At 70.6% G+C, this 26,291-nt stretch carries 13 protein-coding genes; 7 read left to right on the top strand and 6 right to left on the bottom strand.

Annotated elements, in window-relative coordinates:
* Nucleotides 1-266 precede the first annotated feature (266 nt).
* Nucleotides 267-4,139 carry a GH92 family glycosyl hydrolase gene (locus ABZ267_RS19475; protein WP_356755361.1) on the top strand — a complete coding sequence of 1,291 codons (3,873 nt, stop codon included), beginning with the start codon at nucleotides 267-269 and terminating at the stop codon, nucleotides 4,137-4,139.
* A gap of 61 nt (nucleotides 4,140-4,200) precedes the next feature.
* Here the strand turns inward: ABZ267_RS19475 and ABZ267_RS19470 are convergent, their stop codons facing one another.
* From ABZ267_RS19470 to ABZ267_RS19460, 3 genes are all read right to left on the bottom strand, one after another.
* On the bottom strand, nucleotides 4,201-4,827 hold the full coding sequence (locus ABZ267_RS19470) for a histidine phosphatase family protein (RefSeq protein ID WP_356755446.1): 627 nt from the start codon (nucleotides 4,825-4,827) through the stop codon (nucleotides 4,201-4,203).
* Nucleotides 4,828-4,965: 138 nt separating this feature from the next.
* Nucleotides 4,966-7,683 carry an aconitate hydratase AcnA gene (acnA, locus tag ABZ267_RS19465; RefSeq protein ID WP_356755359.1) on the bottom strand — a complete coding sequence of 906 codons (2,718 nt, stop codon included), beginning with the start codon at nucleotides 7,681-7,683 and terminating at the stop codon, nucleotides 4,966-4,968.
* Between the two features lie 321 nt (nucleotides 7,684-8,004).
* A complete protein-coding gene (locus tag ABZ267_RS19460; protein WP_356755444.1) occupies nucleotides 8,005-10,581 on the bottom strand; it encodes a hypothetical protein in 2,577 nt (858 codons plus the stop codon).
* A gap of 412 nt (nucleotides 10,582-10,993) precedes the next feature.
* On the opposite strand from ABZ267_RS19460, the gene ABZ267_RS19455 reads away from it, so the two are divergent.
* The 3 genes from ABZ267_RS19455 (at nucleotide 10,994) to ABZ267_RS19445 (ending at nucleotide 13,926) form a co-directional block, all read left to right on the top strand.
* Entirely contained in the window at nucleotides 10,994-11,845 is an 852-nt protein-coding gene (locus ABZ267_RS19455) for an alpha/beta hydrolase (RefSeq protein WP_356755442.1), read from the top strand.
* 181 nt (nucleotides 11,846-12,026) lie between these two features.
* Complete coding sequence (locus tag ABZ267_RS19450; protein ID WP_356755357.1) at nucleotides 12,027-12,224, top strand: DUF4236 domain-containing protein; 198 nt, start codon at nucleotides 12,027-12,029, stop codon at nucleotides 12,222-12,224.
* A 172-nt stretch (nucleotides 12,225-12,396) separates the two neighbouring features.
* Nucleotides 12,397-13,926 carry a UDP-N-acetylglucosamine 1-carboxyvinyltransferase gene (locus ABZ267_RS19445; protein ID WP_356755355.1) on the top strand — a complete coding sequence of 510 codons (1,530 nt, stop codon included), beginning with the start codon at nucleotides 12,397-12,399 and terminating at the stop codon, nucleotides 13,924-13,926.
* Nucleotides 13,927-14,043: 117 nt separating this feature from the next.
* On the opposite strand, the gene ABZ267_RS19440 is transcribed toward ABZ267_RS19445, so the two are convergent.
* Nucleotides 14,044-14,340 carry an SH3 domain-containing protein gene (locus ABZ267_RS19440; RefSeq protein WP_356755353.1) on the bottom strand — a complete coding sequence of 99 codons (297 nt, stop codon included), beginning with the start codon at nucleotides 14,338-14,340 and terminating at the stop codon, nucleotides 14,044-14,046.
* A gap of 133 nt (nucleotides 14,341-14,473) precedes the next feature.
* Here ABZ267_RS19440 and ABZ267_RS19435 point away from each other — a divergent pair, with 133 nt between their 5' ends.
* Nucleotides 14,474-14,863 (top strand): cold shock domain-containing protein, encoded by a 390-nt coding sequence (locus ABZ267_RS19435; RefSeq protein ID WP_356755351.1) that lies wholly within the window; start codon nucleotides 14,474-14,476, stop codon nucleotides 14,861-14,863.
* Between the two features lie 102 nt (nucleotides 14,864-14,965).
* The gene (locus ABZ267_RS19430; RefSeq protein WP_356755349.1) at nucleotides 14,966-15,553 is read left to right on the top strand and encodes a histidine phosphatase family protein; all 588 of its coding nucleotides are present in this window, start codon (nucleotides 14,966-14,968) and stop codon (nucleotides 15,551-15,553) included.
* A 149-nt stretch (nucleotides 15,554-15,702) separates the two neighbouring features.
* Here the strand turns inward: ABZ267_RS19430 and hemC are convergent, their stop codons facing one another.
* Complete coding sequence (gene hemC, locus ABZ267_RS19425) at nucleotides 15,703-16,650, bottom strand: hydroxymethylbilane synthase (protein WP_356755347.1); 948 nt, start codon at nucleotides 16,648-16,650, stop codon at nucleotides 15,703-15,705.
* A 315-nt stretch (nucleotides 16,651-16,965) separates the two neighbouring features.
* Here hemC and ABZ267_RS19420 point away from each other — a divergent pair, with 315 nt between their 5' ends.
* Nucleotides 16,966-18,225, top strand: coding sequence for an alpha-hydroxy acid oxidase (locus tag ABZ267_RS19420; RefSeq protein WP_356755345.1), 1,260 nt, complete (start codon nucleotides 16,966-16,968; stop codon nucleotides 18,223-18,225).
* Nucleotides 18,226-18,310: 85 nt separating this feature from the next.
* Here ABZ267_RS19420 and ABZ267_RS19415 read toward each other — a convergent pair whose 3' ends face one another.
* Nucleotides 18,311-26,284 (bottom strand): amino acid adenylation domain-containing protein, encoded by a 7,974-nt coding sequence (locus ABZ267_RS19415; RefSeq protein WP_356755343.1) that lies wholly within the window; start codon nucleotides 26,282-26,284, stop codon nucleotides 18,311-18,313.
* Nucleotides 26,285-26,291 lie beyond the last annotated feature (7 nt).

Genomic DNA, 26,291 nt, shown 5'->3' with positions numbered 1-26,291 from the left:
CGGATGGCGACAGGTATAGTCCACTTGTCGCCAACTGAGCAAGATCGAATGCACGTTGGGAGACCAGTCTTTCCCGAGTTGAGACCTCGCGGACTCCTCGGCACCGCACGCCCTCACCCCGGGGCGACTTCCTCCCCTTACGGCCGATTCGCTCCGCGCCCTTGCGGCAACACCCTTGACACGTCCTGTCACTTGGCTCCCTACTGGACCTTGTATCCCGCTATGACAACGTTGTCCAAGCACGCTCCGGGGAGGAATGGCTCGGTATGCAGCCACCACGAGGTCTCCACCATGGCGCTGGGAAGGTCTTCAGCAGCGCCGCCCGTACGAGACGGAGCCGCACGGCCGCCGTCCTCGCGGCATCACTCGCCCTGGCCCTCGCGGCCCCCACGGCCGCCGTCGCGGGCCCGTCCGAGGCGCCGCAGAAGCCGTCCGGCGAGCGGACGTTCCGCTCCTCGTTCGAGGCGGACGAGAAGCAGCCGGACTGGCGCAACACGGCAGAGGAGGGCCCGGACGGCACCGAGCGCTCGTCGGGCGTCGACGGCGGCTTCTCCGCCGGCCTGCCGGGCAATGTCACCGACCGCGTGACCGACGTCCGCGCCAGCGCCGAGAACACCGCCGGCGGCGAGGTCAAGGAGAACCTGGTCGACGTCGAACCGGCCTCCAAGTGGCTGGCGTTCGCGAAGACCGGCTGGGTCGAGTTCGACCTGGACGAGCCGGTCAAGGTGGTGACGTACGCGCTCACCTCCGCCAACGACCACGCTCCGCGCGACCCGAAGGACTGGACGCTCAAGGGCTCCGCGGACGGCAAGGAGTGGACCGACCTCGACCAGCGCACGGGCGAGACGTTCGAGAAGCGGCACCAGACCAAGTCGTACGATTTCGCCTCCGGCACCGCCTACCGGCACTTCCGGCTGGAGATCACCGCCAACAACGGCTCGTCGGACATCCTCCAGCTCGCCGACGTTCAGTTCTCGAACGGTGACACCTCCGCGCCCGTCCCCGACGAGATGCGCAGCCAGCCCGACCGCGGCCCCTCCGGCTCGCCGACCGCGAAGGCCGGCGCGGGATTCACCGGAAAGAAGGCACTGCGGTACGCCGGTACGCACAAGCCGGACGGCCGCGCGTACGCGTACAACAAGGTCTTCGACGTGAACACGGCCGTCACCAAGGACACCCAGCTCTCCTACCTCGTCTATCCGCAGATGGGCGAGAGCGACCTCAACTACCCGGCCACGCACATCGCGGTGGACCTCGCCTTCACCGACGGCACCTACCTGAGCGAGCTGAAGGCCACCGACAGCCACGGCGGGCTGCTGACGCCGCAGGGCCAGGCGGACGCCAAGCGCCTCTACGTCAACCAGTGGAACAAGGTCGCATCCCGCATCGGCACGGTCGCGGCAGGTAGGACCGTGGACCGGATCCTGGTCGCGTACGACTCCGCGAAGGGCCCGGCGAAGTTCCAGGGCTGGGTCGACGACATCGTGATCGAGCCGAAGAAGCCGGAGAAGCGCAAGGCGCACCTCTCGGACTACGCGCTCACCACGCGCGGCACCAACTCTTCCGGCGGCTTCTCGCGCGGCAACAACATTCCGGCCACCGCGGTCCCGCACGGCTTCAACTTCTGGACGCCGGTGACCAACGCCGGTTCGCTCAGCTGGCTGTACGACTACCACCGCGGCAACAACGAGGAGAACCTGCCGACGCTCCAGGCCTTCAGCGCCAGCCATGAGCCGAGCCCGTGGATGGGCGACCGGCAGACCTTCCAGGTGATGCCGTCGGCCGCCGCCGGCACTCCGGACGCCGCCCGTACGGCCCGCGCGCTGCCGTTCCGGCACGAGAACGAGGTCGCGAAGCCGCACTACTACGGCGTCACGTTCGAGAACGGCCTCAAGACCGAGATCGCGCCGACCGACCACGCGGCGCGGATGCGGTTCACCTATCCGGGCAAGGACGCCAGCCTGGTCTTCGACAACGTGTCGAACGCCGGCGGTCTGACCCTGGACCCCGAGAACCGCTCCTTCTCCGGCTACACGGACGTCAAGAGCGGCCTGTCCACCGGCGCGACCCGCATGTTCGTGTACGGCGTCTTCGACGCGCCGGTGACGGACAGCGGCAGGCTGAAGGGCGGAGGCGGCGACGACGTCACCGGCTTCTTCCGCTTCGACGCGGGCAAGGACCGCACGGTCAACCTGCGCCTGGCCACCTCGCTGATCGGCGTCGACCAGGCGAAGAAGAACCTGGCGATGGAGATCCCGGAGTCCACCTCCTTCGAGAAGGTGCAGCGCAAGGCGCAGTCGGCCTGGGACGACATCCTGCGGACGATCGAGGTCGAGGGCGCCGACGAGGACCAGCTCACCACGCTCTACTCCAGCCTCTACCGCCTCTACCTCTACCCGAACTCCGGCCACGAGAAGGTCGACGGGAAGAACAAGTACGCGAGCCCGTTCTCCAAGCCGACCGGCACCGACACTCCGACGCAGACCGGCGCGAAGATCGTCGACGGCAAGGTGTACGTCAACAACGGCTTCTGGGACACCTACCGCACGACCTGGCCCGCCTACTCCTTCTTCTCTCCGAAGAAGGCCGGCGAGCTGGTCGACGGCTTCGTCCAGCACTACAAGGACGGCGGCTGGACCTCGCGCTGGTCCTCTCCCGGCTACGCGGACCTGATGACCGGCACCAGCTCGGACGTGGCCTTCGCGGACGCGTACGTCAAGGGCGTGAAGTTCGACGCGGAGGCGGCGTACGACGCGGCGGTCAAGAACGCCACGGTGGTTCCGCCGTCCTCCGGCGTCGGCCGCAAGGGCATGGAGACCTCGGTCTTCACCGGCTACGCCAACACCGCCACGCACGAGGGCCTGTCCTGGTCGCTGGAGGGCTACGTCAACGACTACGGCATCGCGCGGATGGGCGAGGAGCTCTACAAGAAGACGAAGAAGGCGCGGTACAAGGAGGAGTCGGCCTACTTCCTGAACCGGGCGCAGAAGTACGTCAAGCTCTTCGACGAGAAGGCGGGCTTCTTCCAGGGCAGGAAGCCGAACGGCGACTGGCGCCTGCCTTCCGACCAGTACGACCCGCGCGTCTGGGGCTACGACTACACCGAGACCAACGGCTGGGGCTACGCCTTCACCGCTCCGCAGGACAGCCGCGGCCTGGCCAACCTGTACGGCGGCCGCGCCGGGCTCGGCAAGAAGCTGGACACGTACTTCTCGACGCCGGAGACGGCGGGCCCGGAGTTCGTCGGCAGCTACGGCGGCGTCATCCATGAGATGACCGAGGCGCGTGACGTACGGATGGGCCAGTACGGCCACAGCAACCAGGTCGCGCACCACGCCACGTACATGTACAACGCGGCCTCGCAGCCGTACAAGACGCAGGAGAAGGTCCGCGAGGTGCTGGGCCGCCTGTACGTCGGCAGCGAGATCGGGCAGGGCATCCACGGCGACGAGGACAACGGCGAGCAGTCGGCCTGGTACCTCTTCTCCGCGCTCGGCTTCTATCCGCTGGTGATGGGCAGCGGGGAGTACGCGATCGGCTCGCCGCTCTTCAAGAAGGTCACCGTCCGCATGGACAACGGCCGCAAGCTGACCGTGAAGGCCCCGAAGAACAGCGACAAGAACATCTACGTGCAGGGCGTGAAGGTCAACGGCAAGAAGTGGACCTCCACCGCGCTGCCGCACGACGTGCTGGCCAAGGGCGGCACGCTGGAGTTCGACATGGGCCCGAAGCCGTCGGCCTGGGGCACGGGCAAGGACGCGGCGCCGGTCTCCATCCAGAAGGACGACCGGGCTCCGGCGCCGAAGGGCGATGTGCTGAAGGGTGACGGCGCGCTGTTCGACAACACCTCGGCCACCTCGGCGGAGGCCGAGTCGGTGGAGCTGCCGGTGGCCGCGTCCACCAAGGCGCTCCAGTACACGCTGACGTCGGCCGCGGCGGACGAGGCTCCGAAGGGCTGGACGCTCCAGGGCTCGTCCGACGGCGAGAAGTGGACGGACCTCGACCGCCGCTCCGGCCAGTCCTTCGCCTGGGACAAGCAGACCCGGGCCTTCTCGGTGGACCGGCCCGGCGCCTACGCGAAGTACCGGCTGGTGCTGACGGGTCCGGCGACGCTGGCGGAGGTGGAGTTGCTCTCCTGATCCGTACGCGACACACGCAGGCGGCCGGCATCCCGAGGACGGGGTGTCGGCCGTCGGCGATTCAGGCGTCTTGGGCCTCGTGCAGGCTCTCGGGCAGGGCCACGTTGAGCGCGGCGACGACCGGCCGGCCGTGCTCGGTGCCGAGCCGGGAGACGGCGCCGGTGGCGAGCTGGAAGAGGCGGCCCTCGGCCGGGGTCAGGCCGAGGTAGCGGGCGGTGAGGACGCGCAGGAAGTGCGAGTGGGCGACGAGCGCGATGTCCGCGCTGCCGATGCCCTCGGCGGCCGACCGGACACCGGCGAGCACCTGGTCCGCGCGCTGCCCGACCTCGGCGGGGCTCTCGCCGGGGTGCTCGTCGGAGCCGGGGTCGACACCGTCGGTCCAGAGGTTCCAGAAGGGCCGGGTGCGGCGGATCGCCTGCGTGGTGATGCCCTCGTAGCCGCCGTAGTCCCATTCCCGCAGCTCAGGGGTGACGCGCGGGGCGTGGAGTCCGGCCAGCTCGGCGGTGCGGCGGGCCCGGATCGAGGGGCTGACGAGGGTGAGGCCGATGTTGCGGTCGGCGAGCAGCGGCACGAGAGCGCGGGCCTGGCGCTCGCCGGTGGCGGTCAGCGGAAGGTCGGTCCAGCTCGTGTGCTGCCCGGAACGGGACCACTCGGTCTCGCCGTGGCGGATGAGGATCAGCTCGCCCATGGTGGTCCGTTCGCCTTCCGTGCAGCTGGTGCGGGTGGTGCGCCGCAGGCCCACGATCGCACGTCCGGAACGGGGAACGCGGAAGGGCCGCACCCCGGATTTTCCGGGGTGCGGCCCTTCCGTTCCGCCGCCTGCCGCTTACTTGCGGATCAGGCTGCGGAGCACGTACTGCAGGATGCCGCCGTTGCGGTAGTAGTCCGCCTCGCCGGGGGTGTCGATACGGACGACGCCGTCGAACTCCACGCCGGTGTCGGTGGTGACCTTGACCGTGCGCGGGATGGTGCCGTTGTTCAGCTCGGTGACGCCGGTGAAGGAGAAGGTCTCCTCGCCGGTGAGGCCGAGGGTCTCGGCGGTGTGGCCCTCCGGGAACTGGAGCGGCAGGACGCCCATGCCGATGAGGTTCGAGCGGTGGATGCGCTCGTAGGACTCGGCGATGACGGCCTTGACGCCCAGGAGCGCGGTGCCCTTGGCGGCCCAGTCGCGGGACGAGCCGGAGCCGTACTCCTTGCCCGCGAGGATCGCGAGCGGGGTGCCGGCGGCCTGGTAGTTCTGCGAGGCGTCGTAGATGAACGACACCGGGCCGTCATCCTTGGTGAAGTCGCGGGTGTAGCCGCCCTCGGTGCCCGGCGCGATCTGGTTGCGCAGGCGGATGTTGGCGAACGTGCCGCGGATCATGACCTCGTGGTTGCCTCGGCGCGAGCCGTAGGAGTTGAAGTCACGGCGCTCGATGCCGTGCTCGTTGAGGTACTTGCCGGCCGGGGTGTCGGCCTTGATGGCGCCGGCCGGGGAGATGTGGTCGGTGGTGACCGAGTCGCCGAGCTTGGCCAGGACGCGGGCGCCGGTGATGTCCTCGACCGGGGTCGTCTCCATCGTCATGCCCTCGAAGTACGGGGGCTTGCGCACGTAGGTGGACTCGGAGTCCCACTCGAAGGTGTTGCCGGTCGGGATCGGCAGCGCCTGCCACTGGGCGTCGCCCGCGAAGACGTCCTGGTAGGACTTGTTGAACATGTCCTCGCCGATGGCGTTCGCCACGACGTCGTTGACCTCGGCCTCGGTGGGCCAGATGTCGGTGAGGAAGACCGGCTTGCCGTCCTGGTCGACGCCGAGCGCGTCCTTGGTGATGTCGACCTTCATCGAACCGGCGATGGCGTACGCGACGACCAGCGGCGGCGACGCCAGGTAGTTCATCTTGACGTCCGGGTTGATCCGGCCTTCGAAGTTACGGTTGCCGGAGAGCACCGACGTGACCGCGAGGTCGTTGTCGTTGACCGCCTTGGAGACCTCCTCCGGCAGCGGACCGGAGTTGCCGATGCAGGTGGTGCAGCCGTAGCCGACGAGGTTGAAGCCGACCTTGTCGAGGTACGGGGTCAGGCCCGCCTTGTCGAAGTAGTCGGTGACGACCTTCGAGCCCGGGGCGAGGGTGGTCTTGACCCACGGCTTGCGGGTCAGGCCCTTCTCGACCGCCTTCTTCGCCACGAGCGCGGCGGCGACCATGACGTACGGGTTCGAGGTGTTGGTGCAGGACGTGATCGCGGCGACGGTGACGGCGCCGTGGTCGATCTCGTACGTCGAGCCGTCGGGGGCCGTGACGGTGACCGGCTTCGACGGGACGCCGTTCGGCGTGGTGGACGGGGCGTCGGAGGCCGGGAAGGACTCCTTGCTCGCCTCCATCTCGTCCGCGACGTAGTTGCGCACGTCCTGGGCGAACTGCTGGGAGGCGTTGGCCAGGACGATGCGGTCCTGCGGGCGCTTCGGGCCGGCGATGGAGGGGACGACCGTGGAGAGGTCGAGCTCCAGCTTCTCGGAGAAGTCCGGCTCGGCGGCCGGATCCAGCCAGAGGCCCTGCTCCTTGGCGTACGCCTCCACGAGGGCGACCTGCTGCGCGTCGCGGCCGGTCAGGCGCAGGTACTTCAGCGTCTCGTCGTCGATCGGGAAGATCGCGGCCGTGGAGCCGAACTCCGGCGACATGTTGCCGATGGTGGCGCGGTTGGCCAGCGAGGTGGCGGCGACGCCCTCACCGTAGAACTCCACGAACTTGCCGACGACGCCGTGCTTGCGCAGCATCTCGGTGATGGTCAGCACGAGGTCGGTGGCGGTGGTGCCGGCCGGGAGCTCGCCGGTCAGCTTGAAGCCGACGACGCGCGGGATGAGCATGGAGACCGGCTGGCCGAGCATCGCGGCCTCGGCCTCGATGCCGCCGACGCCCCAGCCGAGCACGCCGAGGCCGTTGACCATGGTGGTGTGCGAGTCGGTGCCGACAAGGGTGTCGGGGTAGGCCTGGCCGTTACGAACCATGACCGTACGGGCCAGGTGCTCGATGTTCACCTGGTGGACGATGCCGGTGCCCGGCGGGACGACCTTGAACTCGTCGAAGGCGGTCTGGCCCCAGCGCAGGAACTGGTAGCGCTCCTTGTTGCGGCCGTACTCCAGCTCGACGTTCTGGGCGAACGCCTCGTTGGTGCCGAACTTGTCGGCGATGACGGAGTGGTCGATGACCAGCTCGGCCGGAGCCAGCGGGTTGATCTTCGCCGGGTCGCCGCCCAGCTCCTTCACGGCCTCACGCATGGTGGCGAGGTCCACGACACACGGCACGCCGGTGAAGTCCTGCATGATCACGCGGGCCGGCGTGAACTGGATCTCCTGGCTGGGCTGCGCCTGGGAGTCCCAGCCGCCGATGGCCCGGATGTGGTCGGCGGTGATGTTCGCGCCGTCCTCGGTACGGAGCAGGTTCTCCAGCAGGACCTTCAGGCTGTACGGCAGGCGCGCGGAGCCCTCTACCTTGTCCAGCTTGAAGATCTCGTACGACTCGTCGCCCACGCGCAGCGTGCTGCGGGCGTCGAAGCTGTTCGCCGACACGACAGTCTCCTTCTTCAATGTGCGCGTCTACCGCGCCGCGCCTCATTGGCAGCGGGCGCCGCGTTGTGCCGCCTATGGCCCCGACCATCCGCTAAGGTAAGGCTTAGTTAGGTATGCCTTACCGGGCGGCGGCTGCGGTGCGCCTCGGCAGATATCTCGATGTCGAGATAACTCTAGTACATAGCCGCCGCTCGGTCATGCCCAGGTGCCCTCTCACCGCTCCTACCCGCGCCGCCGCAAAGGATGGGCGCACCCTTCACGGACAGCGGTCCGGCCCCTCCGCGTGATCGCGGAAGGGCCGGATCTGGTGCACCGGACGGGTTACGGCGCGTCGCGGACCGTGCCCTCGAAGGGCGGGCCCAGCGGCTCGTCGTTGTTGTCCGAGAGCTGGAAGCGGACGTACTCGGCCGGCTCCGTCAGCTGGTCACGGATGGTCGGGACGGTCAGGTCGGCGGACGTCCGGCCCGCCTCGACCGTCGTCCACAGCGTGCCGTACTCGACCCTGGAGAGCGGGATCGCCGGGTTCGGGGCCTTCTCCACGAGCTGGGACAGCCACTCCTGGTCGACGTCGGCGGTGGAGAGCTCCGGGCGGCCGTCCGGGACGGGGAGCAGCTGGGCCACGGTCCAGATCTCGACGTCCGCCTTCTCCGAGAGCGAGATCCGCCAGGTCAGCGGCGCGCCTTCGGTGACGTCGTCGGCCACCGGCTTGATGCTCACCTTCGGCATCGGGTCGTCGTTCTCGGCGAGGACGCCGCCGGCGTCAGCGCCGACGACCGTGGAGCGGACCGCCTTGACCGCGACTCCGTGGGTCTTGTCCCAGCCGTAACGCTTGTTGCCCTCGACCTTCACCTTGACCTTGATCCCGGCAGTACCGGGGCCGACCTTGACCAGCCGGCCGGTCGACTTGCCGGTCTCCGGGTCGTCGACGTACAGCCGGACCGCGCCCGCGATCTTGCCGGTGGTGCGGACGGGCACCTGGTACGTACGGAAGCCCGAGTCGCCCTCCTTGACCGTGAGGGTGCCGATGTCGACGCGGGCGAGCGCGGCGGCCTGCACCGCCGGTGTGCCGGGCTTCCACGACCAGGCGTCCATCAGCCACGCCTTGCCGGAGGAGGACTTCGGCGTCAGCTCCAGGGAGGCGATCTGGCCGAGGTCCAGCTTGGCGCGGGTCGCGGCGGTCAGCGGGACGCGGACCTCCTGCGCCCAGTACGAGGTGGTGCGGTCGGTGCCAGGCAGCCCGTCGATCTTGACGCTGCCGAGCTTGGCCCGCTTGCCCTTGACGTCCTTGACGTGGACGTCGAAGCGGGTGCCGCTGGTGTTCGGCGGCACGGCGATGCGCAGCGCGAGGCTGTTGGTGCCCTTGACCGAGACCGGCTTCTTCGGAGTGACGCGGGCGATGGTGCCCGGCTTCTTCCAGTCCAGGGCGACCGCGCGGCGGCCGGCCTCGTGCTCGGGGCTCCACTGCGCGAAGTGCGGCGAGGAGCCGGGGTCCTTCTCGCTCAGGCAGGCGGTACGGCCGGGCGCGACGGCGTCGCACAGCCTGGCGCCGGTGACCTTCGGCGTGCCTCGCAGGTCGTCGGGGAGGAAGCCGGTGCCACGGTTGCCGCCGACCGCGTGGGTCAGCACCCGGGCGGGGTCGGCCGAGGGGGCGCGGCGGCCGGTGCCGTCGACGAGCGGGCGTACGCGGTCGTCGCCGACGATGAACAGCCGTGCGGCGGCGGCGATGTAGGTCGCGCCCGCCTTGTGCTGCTGGTCGGCGGAGAGCCGTCCGGCGGCGCCGGGCGAGCAGAGCGGGTCACGCGCCTCGGGGTCGTGCCAGAAGTCGTCGTCGGCCGGGGCCTGGGCCTGGCCGGGCGTCCACTCGCTGTTGAAGTAGTTGTGGTTGGCACCGACCATGTAGACCGAGCTGTGCAGGGCCTTGCCGCGGCTGACGCCTCGGGTGCCGTCCGTGAACACCTGGCCCTGGAGGTCGGAGACGTCACCGTCGCAGCCGGGCAGGATCGTCAGTGAAGGGACGTCCGGCACCGGGTTCTGGCCGAAGATGGTGGGGCCGATGTGGACCGTGCCGCGGATGTTCCAGCGGGCCTTGGGCCGGTAGCCGTCCTGGGCGGCCGGCGGCTGGTACAGGCTGTCCATCGCCGCGCGGTTGACGCCCTCGCCGCCGCGCGAGTGGCCGACGAGCAGCACCTTGGACAGGTCGGTCTTCGGGCCCTTGCGTACGGCGGCGGGCGCGGAGGCGGGCTTGGCGGCCCAGTCGGCCCAGCGGCCCAGGTGGTTGCGGATCAGCGAGGAGCGGGCCTGCGCGCCGCCGTCCTGGGCGTTCCAGTCCTGACCGTTGATGCCGTTGGCGGAGATCGAGACCGTCACGTATCCCTGCGAGGCCAGCAGCTTCTGGTCGCGCAGATAGCCGCGGTGGCTCGGGATCGGCTTGCTGCCCTTGGCGCAGGGCCAGTCGCCGGAGGCCTCGCCGTCCTTGCCGGGGACGTAGCAGGTGGTGTGGCGGCCGTGCAGGAAGAGCGCGATCGGACGCTTGCCGGGTGCCTTCTTCGGGGCGACGACGACGCCCCGCATCTCGACCGGCGCGGGGAAGCCCGGGAGCTTGACGGAGGCGAGGCTGTACTCGCCGGTGGTGGTGGCGTACTTGCCGGCCTTGCCCGGGTCGACGGTGCCTGCGGGCAGCTTGGGCGGCAGCTTCGGGGCCGGCGGCTTGGCCTGGCGGCTCGCGCCCGCGTCCGGCGCCTCGTCGAGCCGGCGTCCGGCGGCCTCGACCTGGAGGTTCTCCAGGTCGGCGGTGCGGACCTCGTCGAGCGGAAGCCGGAAGGTCCGGCCGTCGTCCTGCGGTTCCGGTACGCCCACGAGTGCGTCGTCGGCGCGGAACTCCACGCGGGCGTCACCCATGGGAACCGGTTCGGGCGCGCGCCACTCCAGGTGGTTGCGCCCGTTCTCACCGGCGATGCGCCAGCCGGGCGGCAGCGTCTGCCCGTCGGCGGGTGTCGCGGTGACGCCGGGTATCTCCGGCGGCGCGGGAGCGGCGTACGCCCCCGACGGCGCCACCCCTGCCACCGTCAGCACCGCTATCGCGGTGGCCCATGCTCTCCGGCCACATATCAAAGCTCCTCCTCAACCCTGGTCGTCCGCGCGCCCGTTCCGGTGGTCTGTTCCGGATCGAACGCGCTCTCGGACATCGAGACGGAGCGGCGAACCTGTGGGTTGCCTCTGCGCGGCGCGTGATCGGCGGAGCGCTGTCGGAGGCGGTCGGTAGGGTCGTACGGAGGGAGTGTTCGGCGTGGTGGAGGGGTGAGTGGGCGCGGTGCGGGTCAGGGAGAGCGAGGTGCGGCTGGAGGACGGCCGCCGACTGCGTGTGTACGACACCGGCTCCGCCGGCTCGCGCGCCGAGGAGCTCGTCGTGTTCTGGCATCACGGCACGCCGAACATCGGCACACCGCCCGCGCCGCTCTTCGCCGCCGCCGGGAAGCTGTCCATCCGCTGGGTGTCGTACGACCGTCCCGGTTACGGCGGTTCGTCCCCGCTGCCCGGCCGCGACGTGGCCTCGGCCGCCGCCGACGCGCGGGCGGTCGCCGACGCGCTCGGCATCGGCCGTTTCGCCGCCTTCGGCCACTCCGGCGGCGGCCCGCACGCGCTGGCCTGCGCGGCCCTGCTGCCCGACCGGGCCCTCGGCGTGGTGACGGCCGCCGGACTCGCTCCGTACGACGCCGAAGGGCTCAACTGGTTCGCGGGCATGGCCCTGTCCTCGGCCGCTTCGCTGCGGGCGGCGGCCGAGGGGCGGGCGGCGAAGGAGGCGTACGAGGCGGCCGCCGGGTACGACCCGGAGATGTTCACCGGCGCCGACCATGAGGCGTTGGCCGGTACGTGGTCCTGGTTCGACCAGGTCGTGGGGCCCGCTCTGGAGGCCGGGCCGGACGGCCTGATCACCGACGACCTGGCGTACGTGGCACCGTGGGGCTTCGACCCCGTACGCATCGCCGTGCCTCTGCTCCTGCTCCACGGCGGGCAGGACCGGATCGCGCCCGCCGCCCACAGCCGGTGGCTCGCCGAGCGCTGCCCGACGGCGGAACTGCGGGTGCGGCCGGCGGACGGGCACATCTCGGTGCTGGACGCGGGCGCGGAAGCGCTGGAGTGGCTGGCGGACCGGCGCGGCTGAGAGCGTGGAGCGGCTGAAGGCGGGTGGCGTACGGACTTCGCTGTACGGCGTGTGGCGTACGGCCATCGGCGTGCGGACCGTGGCGTACGGCGTGTGGCGTACGGCCTGACGTCCCGTCGGAGCGCCAGGCATATCCGCGCCGTCACGGGATATCCGTGAGTCCTGACACGAGGAGGCCCAGATGGCGATCACCTTCCGCAAGAGCTTCCGGATCCTGCCCGGGGTGCGGTTGAACATCAACCGCCGTTCCTGGTCGATCACCACCGGCGGCGGACGCGGTCCGCGCCGCACGGTGAGCAGCACCGGCCGGCGCACCACGTCCATGGACCTGCCGGGCCCGTTCGGCTGGCGCAAGACCACGCGCAAGCGTCGCGGCTGAGCCCGGGGCACCCGCACTCGTACGGCCGCGCGCCCCGCGCCGCCTCGTCCCTTCCGGGGGACGATGGCGGCGCGGGCGTGTTTGCGCGTCCGGAGGCGACCGGTGCACTCCCGTCACTCGAACGGCACACTCCCACTCCAGCCTCATCTCATATCTGAGATAACCTGCCGTCATGTCAGACGACTACCTCGCACGCATCGGCAAGCTCATCCGTGACGCCCGGCAGCACCGGGGCTGGACACAGACACAGCTGGCCGAGGCGCTCGGCACGAGCCAGAGCGCCGTCAACCGCATCGAGCGCGGCAACCAGAACATCAGCCTTGAGATGATCGCCCGCATCGGTGAAGCCCTCGACAGCGAGATCGTGTCGCTCGGTTACTCCGGGCCCATGCACCTGCGAGTCGTCGGCGGCCGCCGGCTCTCCGGCGCCATCGACGTCAAGACCAGCAAGAACGCCTGTGTGGCGCTGCTGTGCGCCTCGCTGCTCAACAAGGGCCGCACGGTCCTGCGCCGGGTCGCCAGGATCGAGGAGGTGTTCCGTCTCCTGGAGGTGCTGAGCTCCATCGGAGTGCGCACCCGGTGGATCAACGACGGCGTGGACCTGGAGCTGGTGCCGCCCGCGCAGCTGGAGATGGAGGCGATCGACGCCGACGCCGCGCGCCGCACCCGCTCGATCATCATGTTCCTGGGCCCGCTGCTGCACCGGATGGAGCAGTTCACGCTGCCGTACGCGGGCGGCTGCGACCTGGGGACGCGCACGATCGAGCCGCACATGATCGCGCTGCGCCGGTTCGGCCTGGAGATCGCCGCGACGGAGGGCCTGTACCACGCGCAGGTGGACCGCTCGGTCTCCCCCGGCCGGCCGATCGTACTGACCGAGCGCGGCGACACGGTGACCGAGAACGCGCTGCTGGCCGCCGCCCGCCACGACGGCACGACGGTCATCCGCAACGCCTCCTCCAACTACATGGTCCAGGACCTGTGCTTCTTCCTGGAGGCGCTGGGCGTACGGGTCGACGGCATCGGCACGACGACGCTCACCGTGCACGGGGTCCCGCACATCGACGTGGACGTGGACTACTCCCCCTCCGAGGACCCGGTCGAGGCGATGAGCCTGCTGGCCGCCGCCGTGGTGACCGAGTCCGAACTCACCATCCGCCGGGTGCCGATCGAGTTCCTGGAGATCGAGCTGGCGGTCCTGGAGGAGATGGGCGTCGACTGCGACCGCACCCCGGAGTACGCGGCCGACAACGCCCGCACCCGGCTGGTGGACCTGACCGTGCGGCCCTCCAAGCTGGAGGCGCCGATCGACAAGATCCACCCGATGCCGTTCCCCGGCCTCAACATCGACAACGTCCCGTTCTTCGCGGCCATCGCGGCCTCCGCGCACGGCCAGACCCTGATCCACGACTGGGTCTACGACAACCGCGCGATCTACCTCACCGACCTCAACCGCCTCGGCGGCCGCCTCCAACTCCTCGACCCGCACCGGGTCCTGGTCGAAGGCCCCACCCGCTGGCGCGCCGCCGAAATGATGTGCCCGCCCGCCCTGCGGCCCGCCGTGGTGGTCCTACTGGCGATGATGGCGGCCGAAGGCACCTCCGTACTGCGCAACGTCTATGTCATCAACCGGGGTTACGAGGAGCTGGCGGAGCGGCTCAACTCGGTGGGGGCGCAGATCGAGATCTTCCGCGACATCTGATGTGACGATGCCGCCGAGCGCGGAAGCCGTGTTCCCGGGATGGCTCCCGCAGTCGGGTCGTCCCAGGGCGGCCCGTTGAAGGGCCGGAGAATCGGCGGCCTTCCCTGCGAGTCCCTGTCAGGACTCGCAGGGAAGGCCGCCGACGCGGACGGTGTACGCCGCGGAGACCCAGCGGTCGGTGCCCACCTTGCGGAAGCCGTTGGTGGTCGACACCTCCGCGAGGATCGTGGCGCCGTTGGTGTAGGACCCGACGACCGAGTAGCCGGTGCCGGGACCGCTGCGGATCCGCAGACCACCGCTGGCGTTGACCTTGTGGTAACACTGGGTGGCGAGCGCACTGGCCAGCGCGAGCTCCACGGCCGCGCCCGTCGTACGGGCGGGTGCGGCGGCCTGGGCCGTGAGAGCGATCTGCATCCTGCCGACCGTCGCGCACCGCGTGCCGCCGTGACCGTGAAGGGTCGCTTCCGTAGTGACGTACGGCTACGCTCGGTTCAACTCCGCGGGCAAGGGGCTCGTGGGGACGAGGCGTTGATGTGCTGGGGTTGTCATGGTGGCTGGCCGTGTTGTGCGTTTCGACAGTGTGCGAGGGTACGGATTCATCGCTCCGGAGACCGGCGGGGACGATGTGTTCCTGCACGTCAACGACATGCAGGTGTCCGAGTCGCTGGTGAGTCCCGGCGTGCGGGTCGAATTCGAGATCGAGAACGGTGAGCGGGGGCCGAAGGCCGCGGGGGTTCGCCTGGCCCCTGGGGAGACCGGCAAGCCGAGTGCTTCGTACGACGACTCGCTCTGCGATGTGCTCACCCCGGCGGAGTTCGCCCAGGAGGTCACCGAGGTCCTGCTGGCGGCGGCCCCCTCGCTGACCGGCCAGCAGATACTGCAAGTACGCGGTGGGCTGGCCCAGTTCGCGAAGGACCATGGCTGGACGGAGGGCTGAACCACGGCCGCGCTCCCGGAGTGAACAGTTGACCCGGCGGCGGAATGTCAGCACCATCCAGATGTCCGGATCATTCAACTGGTCTGCTGCGGAGGCACTTTCATGGCGACTCGGCGTCTGTACGTGGTCAGGCACGGCGCGGCGGACGCGTTCGGGGCACTGACCGATGTGGGGCAGCGGCAGACGCAGCTGCTCGCGGAGCGCCTGGCCCGTCTGCCGATCGGTGCCGTATGGCACTCCCCGTTGCCACGGGCCGTGCGGTCGGCTCAGCTCATCGGTGAACGGCTGGGCGGTGTCCCGGTGCAGCCGGCCCCCGAGTTGATCGATCACGTCCCCCATGTGCCGGAGAGGCCGCCGGCGGCCATGGCAGGGGTCTTCGACGGATACGACCCCGTGGAGGCGGCCAGAGGGGAGCGGCTCGCGGACGCGCTGACCGACCGGTTCGCGCGCGACGCCGAGGTCGAGACGAATGAGGTCCTGATCACCCACGCCTACCAGGTGGCTTGGCTCCTCCGGCATGCGCTGGACGCTCCCAGGGAGCGCTGGCTGGGGCTGAACTGCGGGAACGCGTCGGTGACGGCCATCGAGTTCTACACGGGCGCGGCCCCGTCGGTGCTGGTCTACAACGACATGAGCCATCTGCCGGCGGAGCTTCGCTGGACGGGGTTCGGCCCCGGCGTCCGGCCCTGAGCCGACGAGGCGGCAGCCCCGCGTCCCGGGGGACGTCCGGCCTTCGCCCGTAGGAGACCGGCCCTGAGCCGGTCGGACCGCGGCCGGTCGTCCCCCGTCGCCGCGTCCAGCAGGTCGCCGCCTCCAGGAGGTCGCCGCGTCCAGGAGCCCTACCGGCCCCGACCGCCCCCCGGCCCGTCGAGCAGTTCCCGGGCGCCCTGGCGGAGCAGTGCCGTGCCGACCGAAGCGCCCAGAGCCGTGGCGGCGTGCGGCTCGGCCCGCTCCTGGGCGTGCAGCACCGTCTTGCCGTCGGCGCTGAAGACGCAGGCCCGTAGTGAGAGGACGCCGTCCTCGGCGGCCCGGGCGAATCCGGCGATCGGGCTGCCGCAGCGGCCCTGAAGGACGCGCAGCAGCGCCCGCTCGGCGGTCACCTCCTGCCGGGTGGCGGCGTCGCCGATGGCTCCCACCGCCTCGATCAGCCCGGTGTCGCCCTCACGGCACTGGAGTGCCAGCGCCCCGGCACCCAGCGCCGGCACCATCAGCTCCGGATCGACGATCTCGCTGATGGCGTCCGGGCGGCCGATCCGCTCCAGGCCGGCCACCGCCAGTACCAGGGCATCGGCGTCGCCCGCGGCCAACCGGGCCAGCCGCCGATTGGCGTTGCCGCGGATCGGTACGCACTCCAGATGCGGGTGGGAGGCGGCCAGTTGGGCGGTGCGCCGCACGGAGGAGGTGCCGATCCGGGTGCTGGGCGGCAGTTGATCGAGCGTGCGGCCGGCCGGGTCCACCAGGGCGTCGCGGATGTCGTCGCGGGCCAGAAAGGCGGCGAAGACCGTGCCGGGCGTCAGCGGGCGGTCGCCGGGAATGTCCTTGACGCAGTGCACGGCGAGATCGGCCGCTCCGGCCAGCAGCGCGGCGTCCACCTCCTTGGTGAAGGCGCCCTTGCCCTCGACCAGCGACAGGTCACCCAACCACCGGTCGCCGGTGGTGCGCACGGGGACCACCTCGGTCGCCGTCCCCGGGTACGCCGCGCCCAGTGCGGCGCGTGCCCGTTCGACCTGGGCCAGCGCCATGGGCGAGTCACGGGAGACGATCCGGATCACCTCGGGAAGAACCATGGCGTCACGATAGACGCGCGGTGTCCGGGACTTCTGCGCAGTTGAACAGGGCCCCGGGACCGGGGCTGGGCCGGACACCGGCCGGGTCGGGGCCGCTCCCCCACGTCGGAACGCACCGGCCCGCCCGGTGACGTACGGGTTGCCCGTGCGGCACGCGAACCGGCGGGATCCCGGCGGTGCTGCGCAGCCGAACAGTTGTCGTCCCCCGTTCCCTCGCGCACGTACAGTGCCCGTGACGTGGCAGGACCGGGCCCCCGGGCCTTCGCGGGCGCGGCCCGTGGCCGGCCACGGGGCCCCAGAGAAGAAGGTGGGGCCATGGACAGCTACCCGTCATCTCCGGTGGGCGACCGCCCCCGGCGCCGGATCCCGCGTGCGGCGGAACTCCTGCCGCTGCTGCGGCCGCGACGGCCGCACCTCGACGCCACCCGGCGGCGGCTCGCCACCGCCGCCGACGTGACGGACCTGCGGGTGATCGCCCGGCGCCGTACGCCGCGAGCCGTGTTCGACTACACGGACGGAGGCGCGGGCGAGGAGCTCACGCTCGCCCGCAACCGGGCCGCGTTCGGCCGGATCGAGTTCCGGCCGAGCGTGCTGCGGGACGTCTCGTCCGTCGACACCTCGGCTTCCGTGCTGGGCGAGGTGTCCGCGCTGCCGATCGCGCTGGGCCCGACCGGCTTCACCCGGATGATGCACCACGAGGGCGAGACGGCCGTGGCTCGGGCCGCGGCGGCCCACGGCGTGCCGTACACGCTGTCCACGATGGGGACCACGGCCGCCGGACCGCTGGCCGCCGCCGTACCCGGCGTCCGCCGCTGGTTCCAGCTGTATCTGTGGCGGGACCGGGCCCGCAGCCTCGACCTGGTGCGCGGCGCCGCCGAGGCGGGTTACGAGGCGCTGATGCTGACCGTGGACACACCGGTCGCGGGACCCCGGCTGCGGGATGTGCGCAACGGCATGACCATTCCGCCGGCGCTGAGCGCGCGCACTCTGCTGGACGGGGCGCTGCGGCCGTGGTGGTGGATGAACCTGCTGACCACCCCGCCACTGGAGTTCGCCTCCCTCAGCCGTTGGCAGGGCACCGTCGCGGATCTCGGCAACCTGATGTTCGATCCCGGGGCGAGGGCCGAGGACGTGGCCTGGCTGCGGGAGGTCTGGCCGGGCAAGCTCATCGTCAAGGGCGTCCAGACGGCCGAGGACGCCCGGATGATCGCCGGGCTCGGCGTGGACGCCCTCGTCGTCAGCAACCACGGCGGGCGGCAACTGGACCGCTCACCGGTGCCGTTGGAGGAGTTGCCCGCCGTGGTGCGGGCGGTCGACGGCGCCGCGGAGGTCTATCTCGACGGAGGCGTACGGTCCGGCGCGGACGCGGTGGCGGCGGTCTGCATGGGTGCCACGGCCGTCCTCGTCGGCCGTGCCTACCTCTACGGGCTGATGGCGGGCGGGGAGGCCGGCGTGAACCGGACGCTGGACATCCTCAGCACGGAGTTCCGGCAGACCATGCAGCTGCTGGGCGCCACCTCGGTCGGGGAGCTCACACCGGACCGCGTCCGGCTGCGCGACGGCTCGACACGGTGACCACGCGCCCGTAGAGGTCATGGCCTCCACGGGCGCGAGCACGCCGGAGACGTAGCAGGTCTCCCGCACAGGCCGGCACATCTCCCTAGGAACCGGCGGAGCCGTGGCGCAGGCGGTCCTGGACCGCCGCGCCGATCTCGCTCAGGGTCTCCGGCTTGAGCATGCCGGCGTGGGAGCAGTCCATCCGCCGGTACTCCACCGGGCCGTCGAGGTACGCGTGCCACACGTCCGCCTCCAGCACGTTGTCGGTCTCCTGGGTGGCCGCGAACAGCATCATCTCGGACTCGACCCGCCGGTGCCGATAGCCCCGGGTGATGGCGATGTTGTTCTCCATGACCCGCATGATGGTGAGGAACTCGCTCTCCTCGATGCTGCCGAGGACGGTGTTGGTCGTCCGGGCCACCGCCGCGAACTCCTCGAACGTCATCTCCTCCACGGGTACTTCGGCGGTGCTCACCCCCAGCAGTTCGAGGATTCCCCGGTAGTACGCCTCGTGCGCGTGCTCGGGGATGTCCTCCTCGTCCTCGGCCGGCTTGGCGTCGAGGCAGACGAGCAGCTCGACCCGCTGACCGCGCTCGGCCAGCCGGGCCGCCATCGCGTGGGCGATGATGCCCCCGAAGGAGTGCCCCATCAGCCGGTACGGTCCTTCGGGCTGCACCCGCACCATGGCCTCGATGCAATCGTCGGCCACCACCTCGACCGTCCCCGGCAGGTTGTCCGGGTCCGAAAGCCCTCGGGCCTGGAGGCCGTAGACGGGGATGTCGGCGCCGATGTGCGGCAGCAGGCTCGCGTAGTTCCAGCACATCCCGCCGCCCGAGTGCAGGCAGAACAGGGGCGCCCGGTCTCCCTTGGTCCGCAGCGGCAGCAGCACCTCGAAGGCGCTGGACGCTCCCGTGGAGCCCGGGCCCTGGCCGGTCTCCTCGTCCGCGTCCTGGTCGAGCCGCTGCGCGAGTTCGGCGACGGTCGGCGCCTCGAAGAGGATCCGCAGCGGCAGTTCGACACCGAGGATGGCCCGGATCCGGCTGATCAGCCCGGTGGCAAGCAGGGAGTGACCGCCGAGGTCGAAGAATCCGTCGTCCACGCTCACCCCGGAGAGGCCCAGGACCTCGGCGAAGAGCGTGCACAGCACCTCTTCCCGCGGGGTGCGCGGAGGGCGTCCGGACCGGCCGCCGTAGTCGGGGGCCGGCAGTGACGTGCGGTCCACCTTGCCGTTGGGGCTCAGCGGCAGTTCGGGCAGGGCCGTCACCGCCGCGGGCACCATGTAGCCGGGCAGCCGGTCGCGCAGCGTCTCCCGCACAGCGGCTACCGAGAAGCCGTCGGGGTCCTCGGGCACCACGTAGGCGACGAGCCGCGGATCGGTGCCGCCGTGCCGGTGGACGCCCACGTAGGCCTGGACGATGCCGGGCTGCCGCAGCAACTCGGCCTGCACCTCGCCGGGTTCGACCCGGAAGCCGCGGATCTTGACCTGGTCGTCAGCGCGGCCCAGGTACTCCAGCTGCCCCTCGGCGTTCCACCGGACCACGTCACCGGTGCGGTACATCCGCTCGCCAGGGCCACCGAACGGGTCGGCCACGAACCGTTCGGCCGTGAGCCCCGGCCGGCCCAGATAGCCACGGGCCAGGCCCGCCCCGGCCACGTACAGCTCGCCGATGACACCCTGCGGCACCGGGTTCAGTCCGACGTCCAGGACATACCCCGAGAGACCGAACAGGGGCCGTCCCATGGGGACCACTCCGGTCTCGCGGCCGGTCAGGGGGGTGCTCATCGCCGCGCCGACCGTCGACTCGGTGGGCCCGTACGCGTTGATCATGCGGCGGCCGGGCGCCCAGCGCTCCACCAGGTCCGGTGAGCACGCCTCACCGGCCACCAGCAGCACCGCCAGGTCCGGGAAGGGTATGCCGGGCCCCCGTGCGTCGAGGGTGGCCAGCACGGAGGGGGGCAGCGTCACATGGGTCACCCGCTGCCCGCTCAGCGTCCCCGCCAGCGCCTCGCCGGCCAGCGCGTCGGCGGAGGCGGCCACGAGGGCCGCTCCCGAGGCGAAGGCCATCACCAGCTCCCACACGGACACGTCGAAGCTGGGCGAGGCGAATTGCAGCACCCGGCTGTCCGGCGTGAGCGCGAACGCGTCCAGCTGGGCCCGCGCGAGGTTGGCGAACCCGGCGTGGGTCACCTCGACGCCCTTGGGCCGGCCGGTGGAGCCGGAGGTGTAGATGACGTACGCGGTGTGCGCGGGATGGATCGTCACGCCCGGGTCGGTGTCCGGGAGCGCCTCCAGGTCCGCCCCGTCCGCCCAGCCGTCGTCGAGGACCACGGCGGGCTCGGCGTCGGCCAGCATGTAGGCGATCCGGTCGGCCGGATAGTCCGGGTCCACCGGTACGTACGCGGCGCCGGTCTTGGTCACGCCCAGGATGGCGACGGCCAGCTCGGGACCGCGCCGCATCAGCAACGCCACCCGCTGCCCGGGGCCGACGCCGAGGCGCAGCAGACGGTGGGCGACCCGGTTCGAGCGGCGGTCCAGTTCGCGGTAGGCCATCTCGCCCTCGCCCGAGACCGTCGCCACCGCGTCCGGTGCCCGCCGGGTCGCCGCGGCGAACAGTTCCGGCAGGGTCACCGGGGGCAGGTCGGCCCGGTCGGCTCCGGACCAGCCGAGCAGCGTGCCGCGCTCGCCCGGGGCGAGGACCTCCAGCGACCTCACCGGCTGCCGGGGGTCGCCGACCGCCGAGCCCAGCAGCCGCGACCAGCGCGCTGTGAACGCGTCGATGGTCGCCGCGTCGTACAGGTCGGTGGCGTACTCGACGAGGCCGGTGATACCGGCCGGCGCACCGTCGTCGTCGAACGTCTCGGTGACGCTGACGAAGACATCGAACTTGGCGGACCCGGCGCCCGCCTTCTCGGCCCCCACCCGCAGGCCCGGCAGCTCGAAGCGGGCGCCGTCGTCGTTCTGCAGGACCAGCACCACCTGGAACAAGGGGTGGTGAGCGGTGGACCGCTGGGGGTTGAGCTTCTCCACCAGGTACTCGAACGGCAGGTCCTGGTGGGTGTACGCGGCCAGGCAGGTCTCCCGCACCCGCGCCAGCAGCTCGGCGAAGGTCGGGTCCCCCGAGGTGTCCGTACGCAGCACCAGCGTGCTGACGAAGAACCCGATCAGATCGTCCAGGCCCTCGTCGCCACGGCCGGCGATGGGCGACCCCACCGGGATGTCGTCCCCGGCTCCGAGCCGCGACAGCAGAGCCGCCAGCCCCGTCTGGAGGACCATGAACAGCGTCGCGTCCGCCGAACGGGCCAGCTCCCGCAGTCCGGCATGCGTGTCGGCCCCGATGTGGAACTGCGTGACGTCGCCGCGGTAGGTCGGGAGCGCCGGGCGCGGCCGGTCCGTGGGCAGCGTGGCCAGCTCCGGCAGCCCCGCCAGCTGGTCGGACCAGTACGCGGCCTGATGGGCGAACAGGCTGTCCGGATCGGCACCGTCACCGAGCAGGTCGTGCTGCCAGAGCGTGAAGTCGGCGTACTGCAACGGCAGCGGCGCCCACTCGGGGCGTACGCCGTCGCGGCGGGCGGTGTACGCGGCGACCAGATCGCGCACCAGCGGCCCCATCGACCAGCCGTCGGCGGCGATGTGGTGGATGATCACGACCAGTACGGAGGTGTCCGGCCCGGTCACGAGCAGCCCGGCCCGCACCGGGATCTCCCGGTCCAGCTCGAAACCGTGCCGCACGATCCGCGCCACCCGCTCGGGCACCTGCTCCTCACCGAGCTCCTCCACCGCGACATCGATCCGCGCCTGCTCGGGAAGAAGCACCTGTTGGTGGGGTTGTCCGTCGATGTCGGGGAAGACCGTACGCAACGGCTCGTGCCGGGCCACCACGTCATTGATCGCCGCCTCCAACGCACCGGCGTCCAGCTTCCCGGTCAACCGCAGAACCAACGGCATGTTGTACGTCGCCGACGCACCCTCGAACTTGTACAGGAACCACAACCGCCGCTGCGCGAACGACAACGGCAACAACCCCGGCCGCACACGCGGCTCCAACACCGGACGCGAAACCCCCACCGACAGACGCCCCGCCACACCCGCCACCGTCGGAGCATCGAACAACGCCCGCAACGGCAACTCCACACCCAGCACCCGACGAACCCGGCCCACCAACCGCGTCGCCAACAGCGAATGACCCCCCAGATCGAAGAAGTCGTCATCCACCCCCACCACCGGAACACCCAGCACATCCGCGAAGAGTTCGCACATGACCTCTTCGGTCTGGGTGCGCGGCGCGCGGAACGGGCCGGCGCCACCGCCGTACTCAGGCTCCGGCAGCGCGTGGCGATCGACCTTCCCGCTCACGGAGAGGGGGAACTCGTCGAGCGTGACGATCGCCGACGGCACCATGTACCGGGGCAGGTGGCGGCTGACCGCTTCACGCAGGGCACCGGGGGAACGGCCGAGGCTGCCCTCGGGGACGATGTAGGCGACCAGCCGGGTGTCGTCCTGATGGCGACGGGCGATGACGAGGGCCTGCGAGACGTCCGGTTCGGCTTCCAACACCGCCTGGACCTCGCCCGGTTCGATCCGGAAACCACGGATCTTGACCTGATCGTCGGCACGGCCGAGGTACTCCAGCTGACCGTCGGTGTTCCACCGCACCAGATCACCGGTGCGATACATCCGCTCGCCCGGACCGCCGAACGGGCCGGCCACGAAACGGGCCGCCGTCAGACCTGCCCGGCCTCGGTAACCACGCGCCAGACCCGCACCCGACACATACAACTCCCCCGGAACACCGAGGGGTACGAGACCCAGCCGCTCATCCAGCACGAAGAGACGGGCTCCGGGGACCGGACGGCCGATCGGGGCACCCTGACCCGCCACCAGCGGGTCACTGATCGCGGCCGCCACGGTGATCTCCGTCGGACCATAGGCGTTGACGACCCGTCGGCCACCGGACGACCAACGCGCCACCAACTCCGGCGGGCACGCCTCCGCCCCCACCACCAGAGCCGTCAACTCGTCCAACCGGTCCCAGGCACCGGCCGGCAGCGTCGCCACCACGGACGGCGGCAGGAACGCATGCGTCACCCCGCCCTCCGACAACGCCCGCTCCAGTTCTTCACCCGCGAGTCCGGAACCCTCCGGGACCACCAGGGCGCCACCGGAACCCCGCGCCAGAACCAGCTCCAGGACGGACGCATCGAAACTCAGCGACGCCGTCCGCAACACCCTGGCTCCCGAACCCGCGCCAACCTTGTTCACGAGACCGGCCGCGAACCCGGCCAGCCCCGCATGCGTGACCTCCACACCCTTCGGAACCCCCGTCGAACCCGACGTATAGATCACATACGCCACATCCGACAGCTCCAACGCCCTACGCCGGTCAGCATCAGCGACCTCGTCACCCGACAACAAGGCGCATGCCCCGACCATCGCCGGATCATCGACCGCCACCACCTCCACCGACGAACCAGTCGGCAGACCCTCCGCAGCGGTTTGCGTGGTCAGCACCAGACCAGGCCGCACGTCCTCCAACAGCCACCCGATCCGCGCCCCCGGATACTCCACATCCACCGGCACAAACCCCGCACCCGAGATCGCCACCCCGAGCACCGTCACCAACTGCTCCAGCCCCGCAGGCACCGCAACAGCCACCACATCCCCCGGACCCACCCCACGCCCGATCAACCACCGAGCAAGCCGATTCGCCCGACCCGCCACCTCCCCATACGTCCACGACACATCCCCCGACACCACCGCCACGGCATCCGGGCACTCCCGCACCCGCCCCCCGAACAACCCCGGCAACGACACAGACACCGGAACCGGAACCGAAACCGGCACACCAACCCCACTGCCCGACCACCACAACAACCGCTCCCGCTCCACCCCGCCCAACACATCCACCGCACCCACCCGCACACCCGAATCCCCAACCACCCCACCCAACAACCGCACCAACCGCCCACCCAACGACTCGACGGTCTCCCGGTCGTAGAGGTCCGTCGCGTACTCGATCGACCCCGACAGACCCGCCGGCCTGCCCTCCCCGTCGAAGGTCTCCCCGACGTTGACTGTGAGGTCGAACTGCGATCCGGCAGCTCCCGGGTCCACGAACTGGGCTCGCAATCCCGGCAGTTCAAAAGCCAGATCGGTGTTGTGCTGAAGTGCCAGCATGATCTGGACGAGGGGGTGGTGTCCCGGTGAGCGCTGCGGGTTGAGCTTCTCCACCAGATACTCGAAGGGGATGTCCTGGTGGCCGTACGCAGCGAGGCTCGCCTCGCGGACCTGGGTCAGCAGGTCAGCGAACGTGGCGTCCGAGGACACACCTGTCCGAATGACGAGCGTGTTGACGAAGAAGCCGATCAGGTCGTCCAGACTCTCATCGGTACGTCCGGCGATGGGTGAGCCCACAGCGATATCCGACCCCGCACCCAGCTTCGACAGCAACGCCGCCAGGCCCGTGTGCAGGACCATGAACAGCGTCGCGTCCGCCGAACGGGCCAGCTCCCGCAGTCCGGCGTGCGTCGAAGCGTCGACCGCGAAGCTCACGGTGTCGCTGCGGTAGGAAGGCGTCGCGGTGCGCGGCCGGTCGGTGGGGATGGAGACGATGTCGGGCAGGCCGTTCAGATGGTCGGTCCAGTAGGCCGCTTGGCGTCGCAGCAGGCTGTCCGGGTCGGTGTCCTCGCCGAGCAGTTCGTGCTGCCAGAGGCTGTAGTCGGCGTACTGCACCGGCAGCGGCAACCACTCCGGGCCCTCACCGCCCAGCCGGGCCGTGTACGCAGAAGCCAGATCGGCGGCGAGCGGCGTCATCGACCAGCCGTCACCGGCGATGTGGTGCATCACCAGCACGAGGACCGCTTCCCCGGATCCTGAGGTCAACAGGCGTGCCATCAGGGGGATCTCGCCGTTCAGCTCGAAGCCATGGCGTACGCAGGCTTCGATCCGGGAGCCCCTCGTGTCCTCGGTCACCGTTTCGACGGCGAGGGTGAGGTGAACCTCGGCGGGCGTGAGGATCTGCTGGTAGGGCTCTCCGTCACTGTCGGGGAACACCGTGCGCAGCGGCTCGTGGCGCGCGATCACGTCATTGAGCGCGGCCTCCAGCGCCGGGATGTCGAGGTCGCCGGTGAGCCGCAGCACCAGGGGAATGTTGTACGTGGCCGAAGCGCCCTCGAACTTGTACAGGAACCACAACCGGCGCTGCGCGAACGACAACGGCAGCACCTCACGGCGCTCATGCCGCTCCAGCACCGGACGGGACCCCGCCCCTGACAGATGGCGCACCACACCGGCGACCGTCGGCTGGTCGAACAGCGTCCGCAGCTCCAGATCCGCACCCATCACCGCACGTATCCGGTTGACGAGGCGGGTCGCCAGCAGGGAGTGTCCGCCCAGGTCGAAGAAGCTGTCCTCCATGCCCACGGCAGGCAGTCCGAGCACTTCCGCGAACAGACCGGACACGATCTCTTCCTGCGGAGTACGCGCCGCGCGCGAGGATCCCACCGAGTACTCCGGAGCCGGCAGGGCGGACCGGTCCACCTTCCCGCTCACCGTCAGCGGCAGCGCCTCCAACGCCACGAACGCCGCCGGCACCATGTACGACGGAAGCCGCTCCCCCAGACGGCGACGCAACACCGACATCAACTCACCCGCCACCCGCGTCCGCACCGGATCACTCGCCAGAGCGGACAACGAACGCTCTCCGGGCGGCACGTACACACCCGTCAGCGTGCCCGAGCCCACACCACCGGGCACCAAGAGCACATCGAACGTGTCGAGCCCGCCGGTCGCGACGGTCACCACCGCATCCCAGCCCCGGGCTTCAGCCCAGGCACACACCTCTTCCGGATCCACCCCCACCGTTTCGGCCAACAGGCCCCGCACCCGTTCGATCGGCTCCTCCTCGACCACGGCTCGCGCGGCAGCGACCTCAGCCGCGAGCCGGGCATTGGGCACACCGACCACGCGCACCGGCAACCTCACGTCACCGGCCAGGGCATCCAGATCCGTGATGTCCCGGCCCCAGGTGAGGACCGGTACCCCGGCCAGGGACAGCGGCTGGACCGGGGCCTTGTGCAACACCACG

It is taken from the genome of Streptomyces sp. NPDC006174, from assembly GCF_040614075.1.
Classification (GTDB): Bacteria; Actinomycetota; Actinomycetes; order Streptomycetales; family Streptomycetaceae; genus Streptomyces.
The sequence above is the reverse complement of the archived record's forward strand: the minus strand, read 5'-3'. Positions and strand labels throughout refer to the sequence as shown.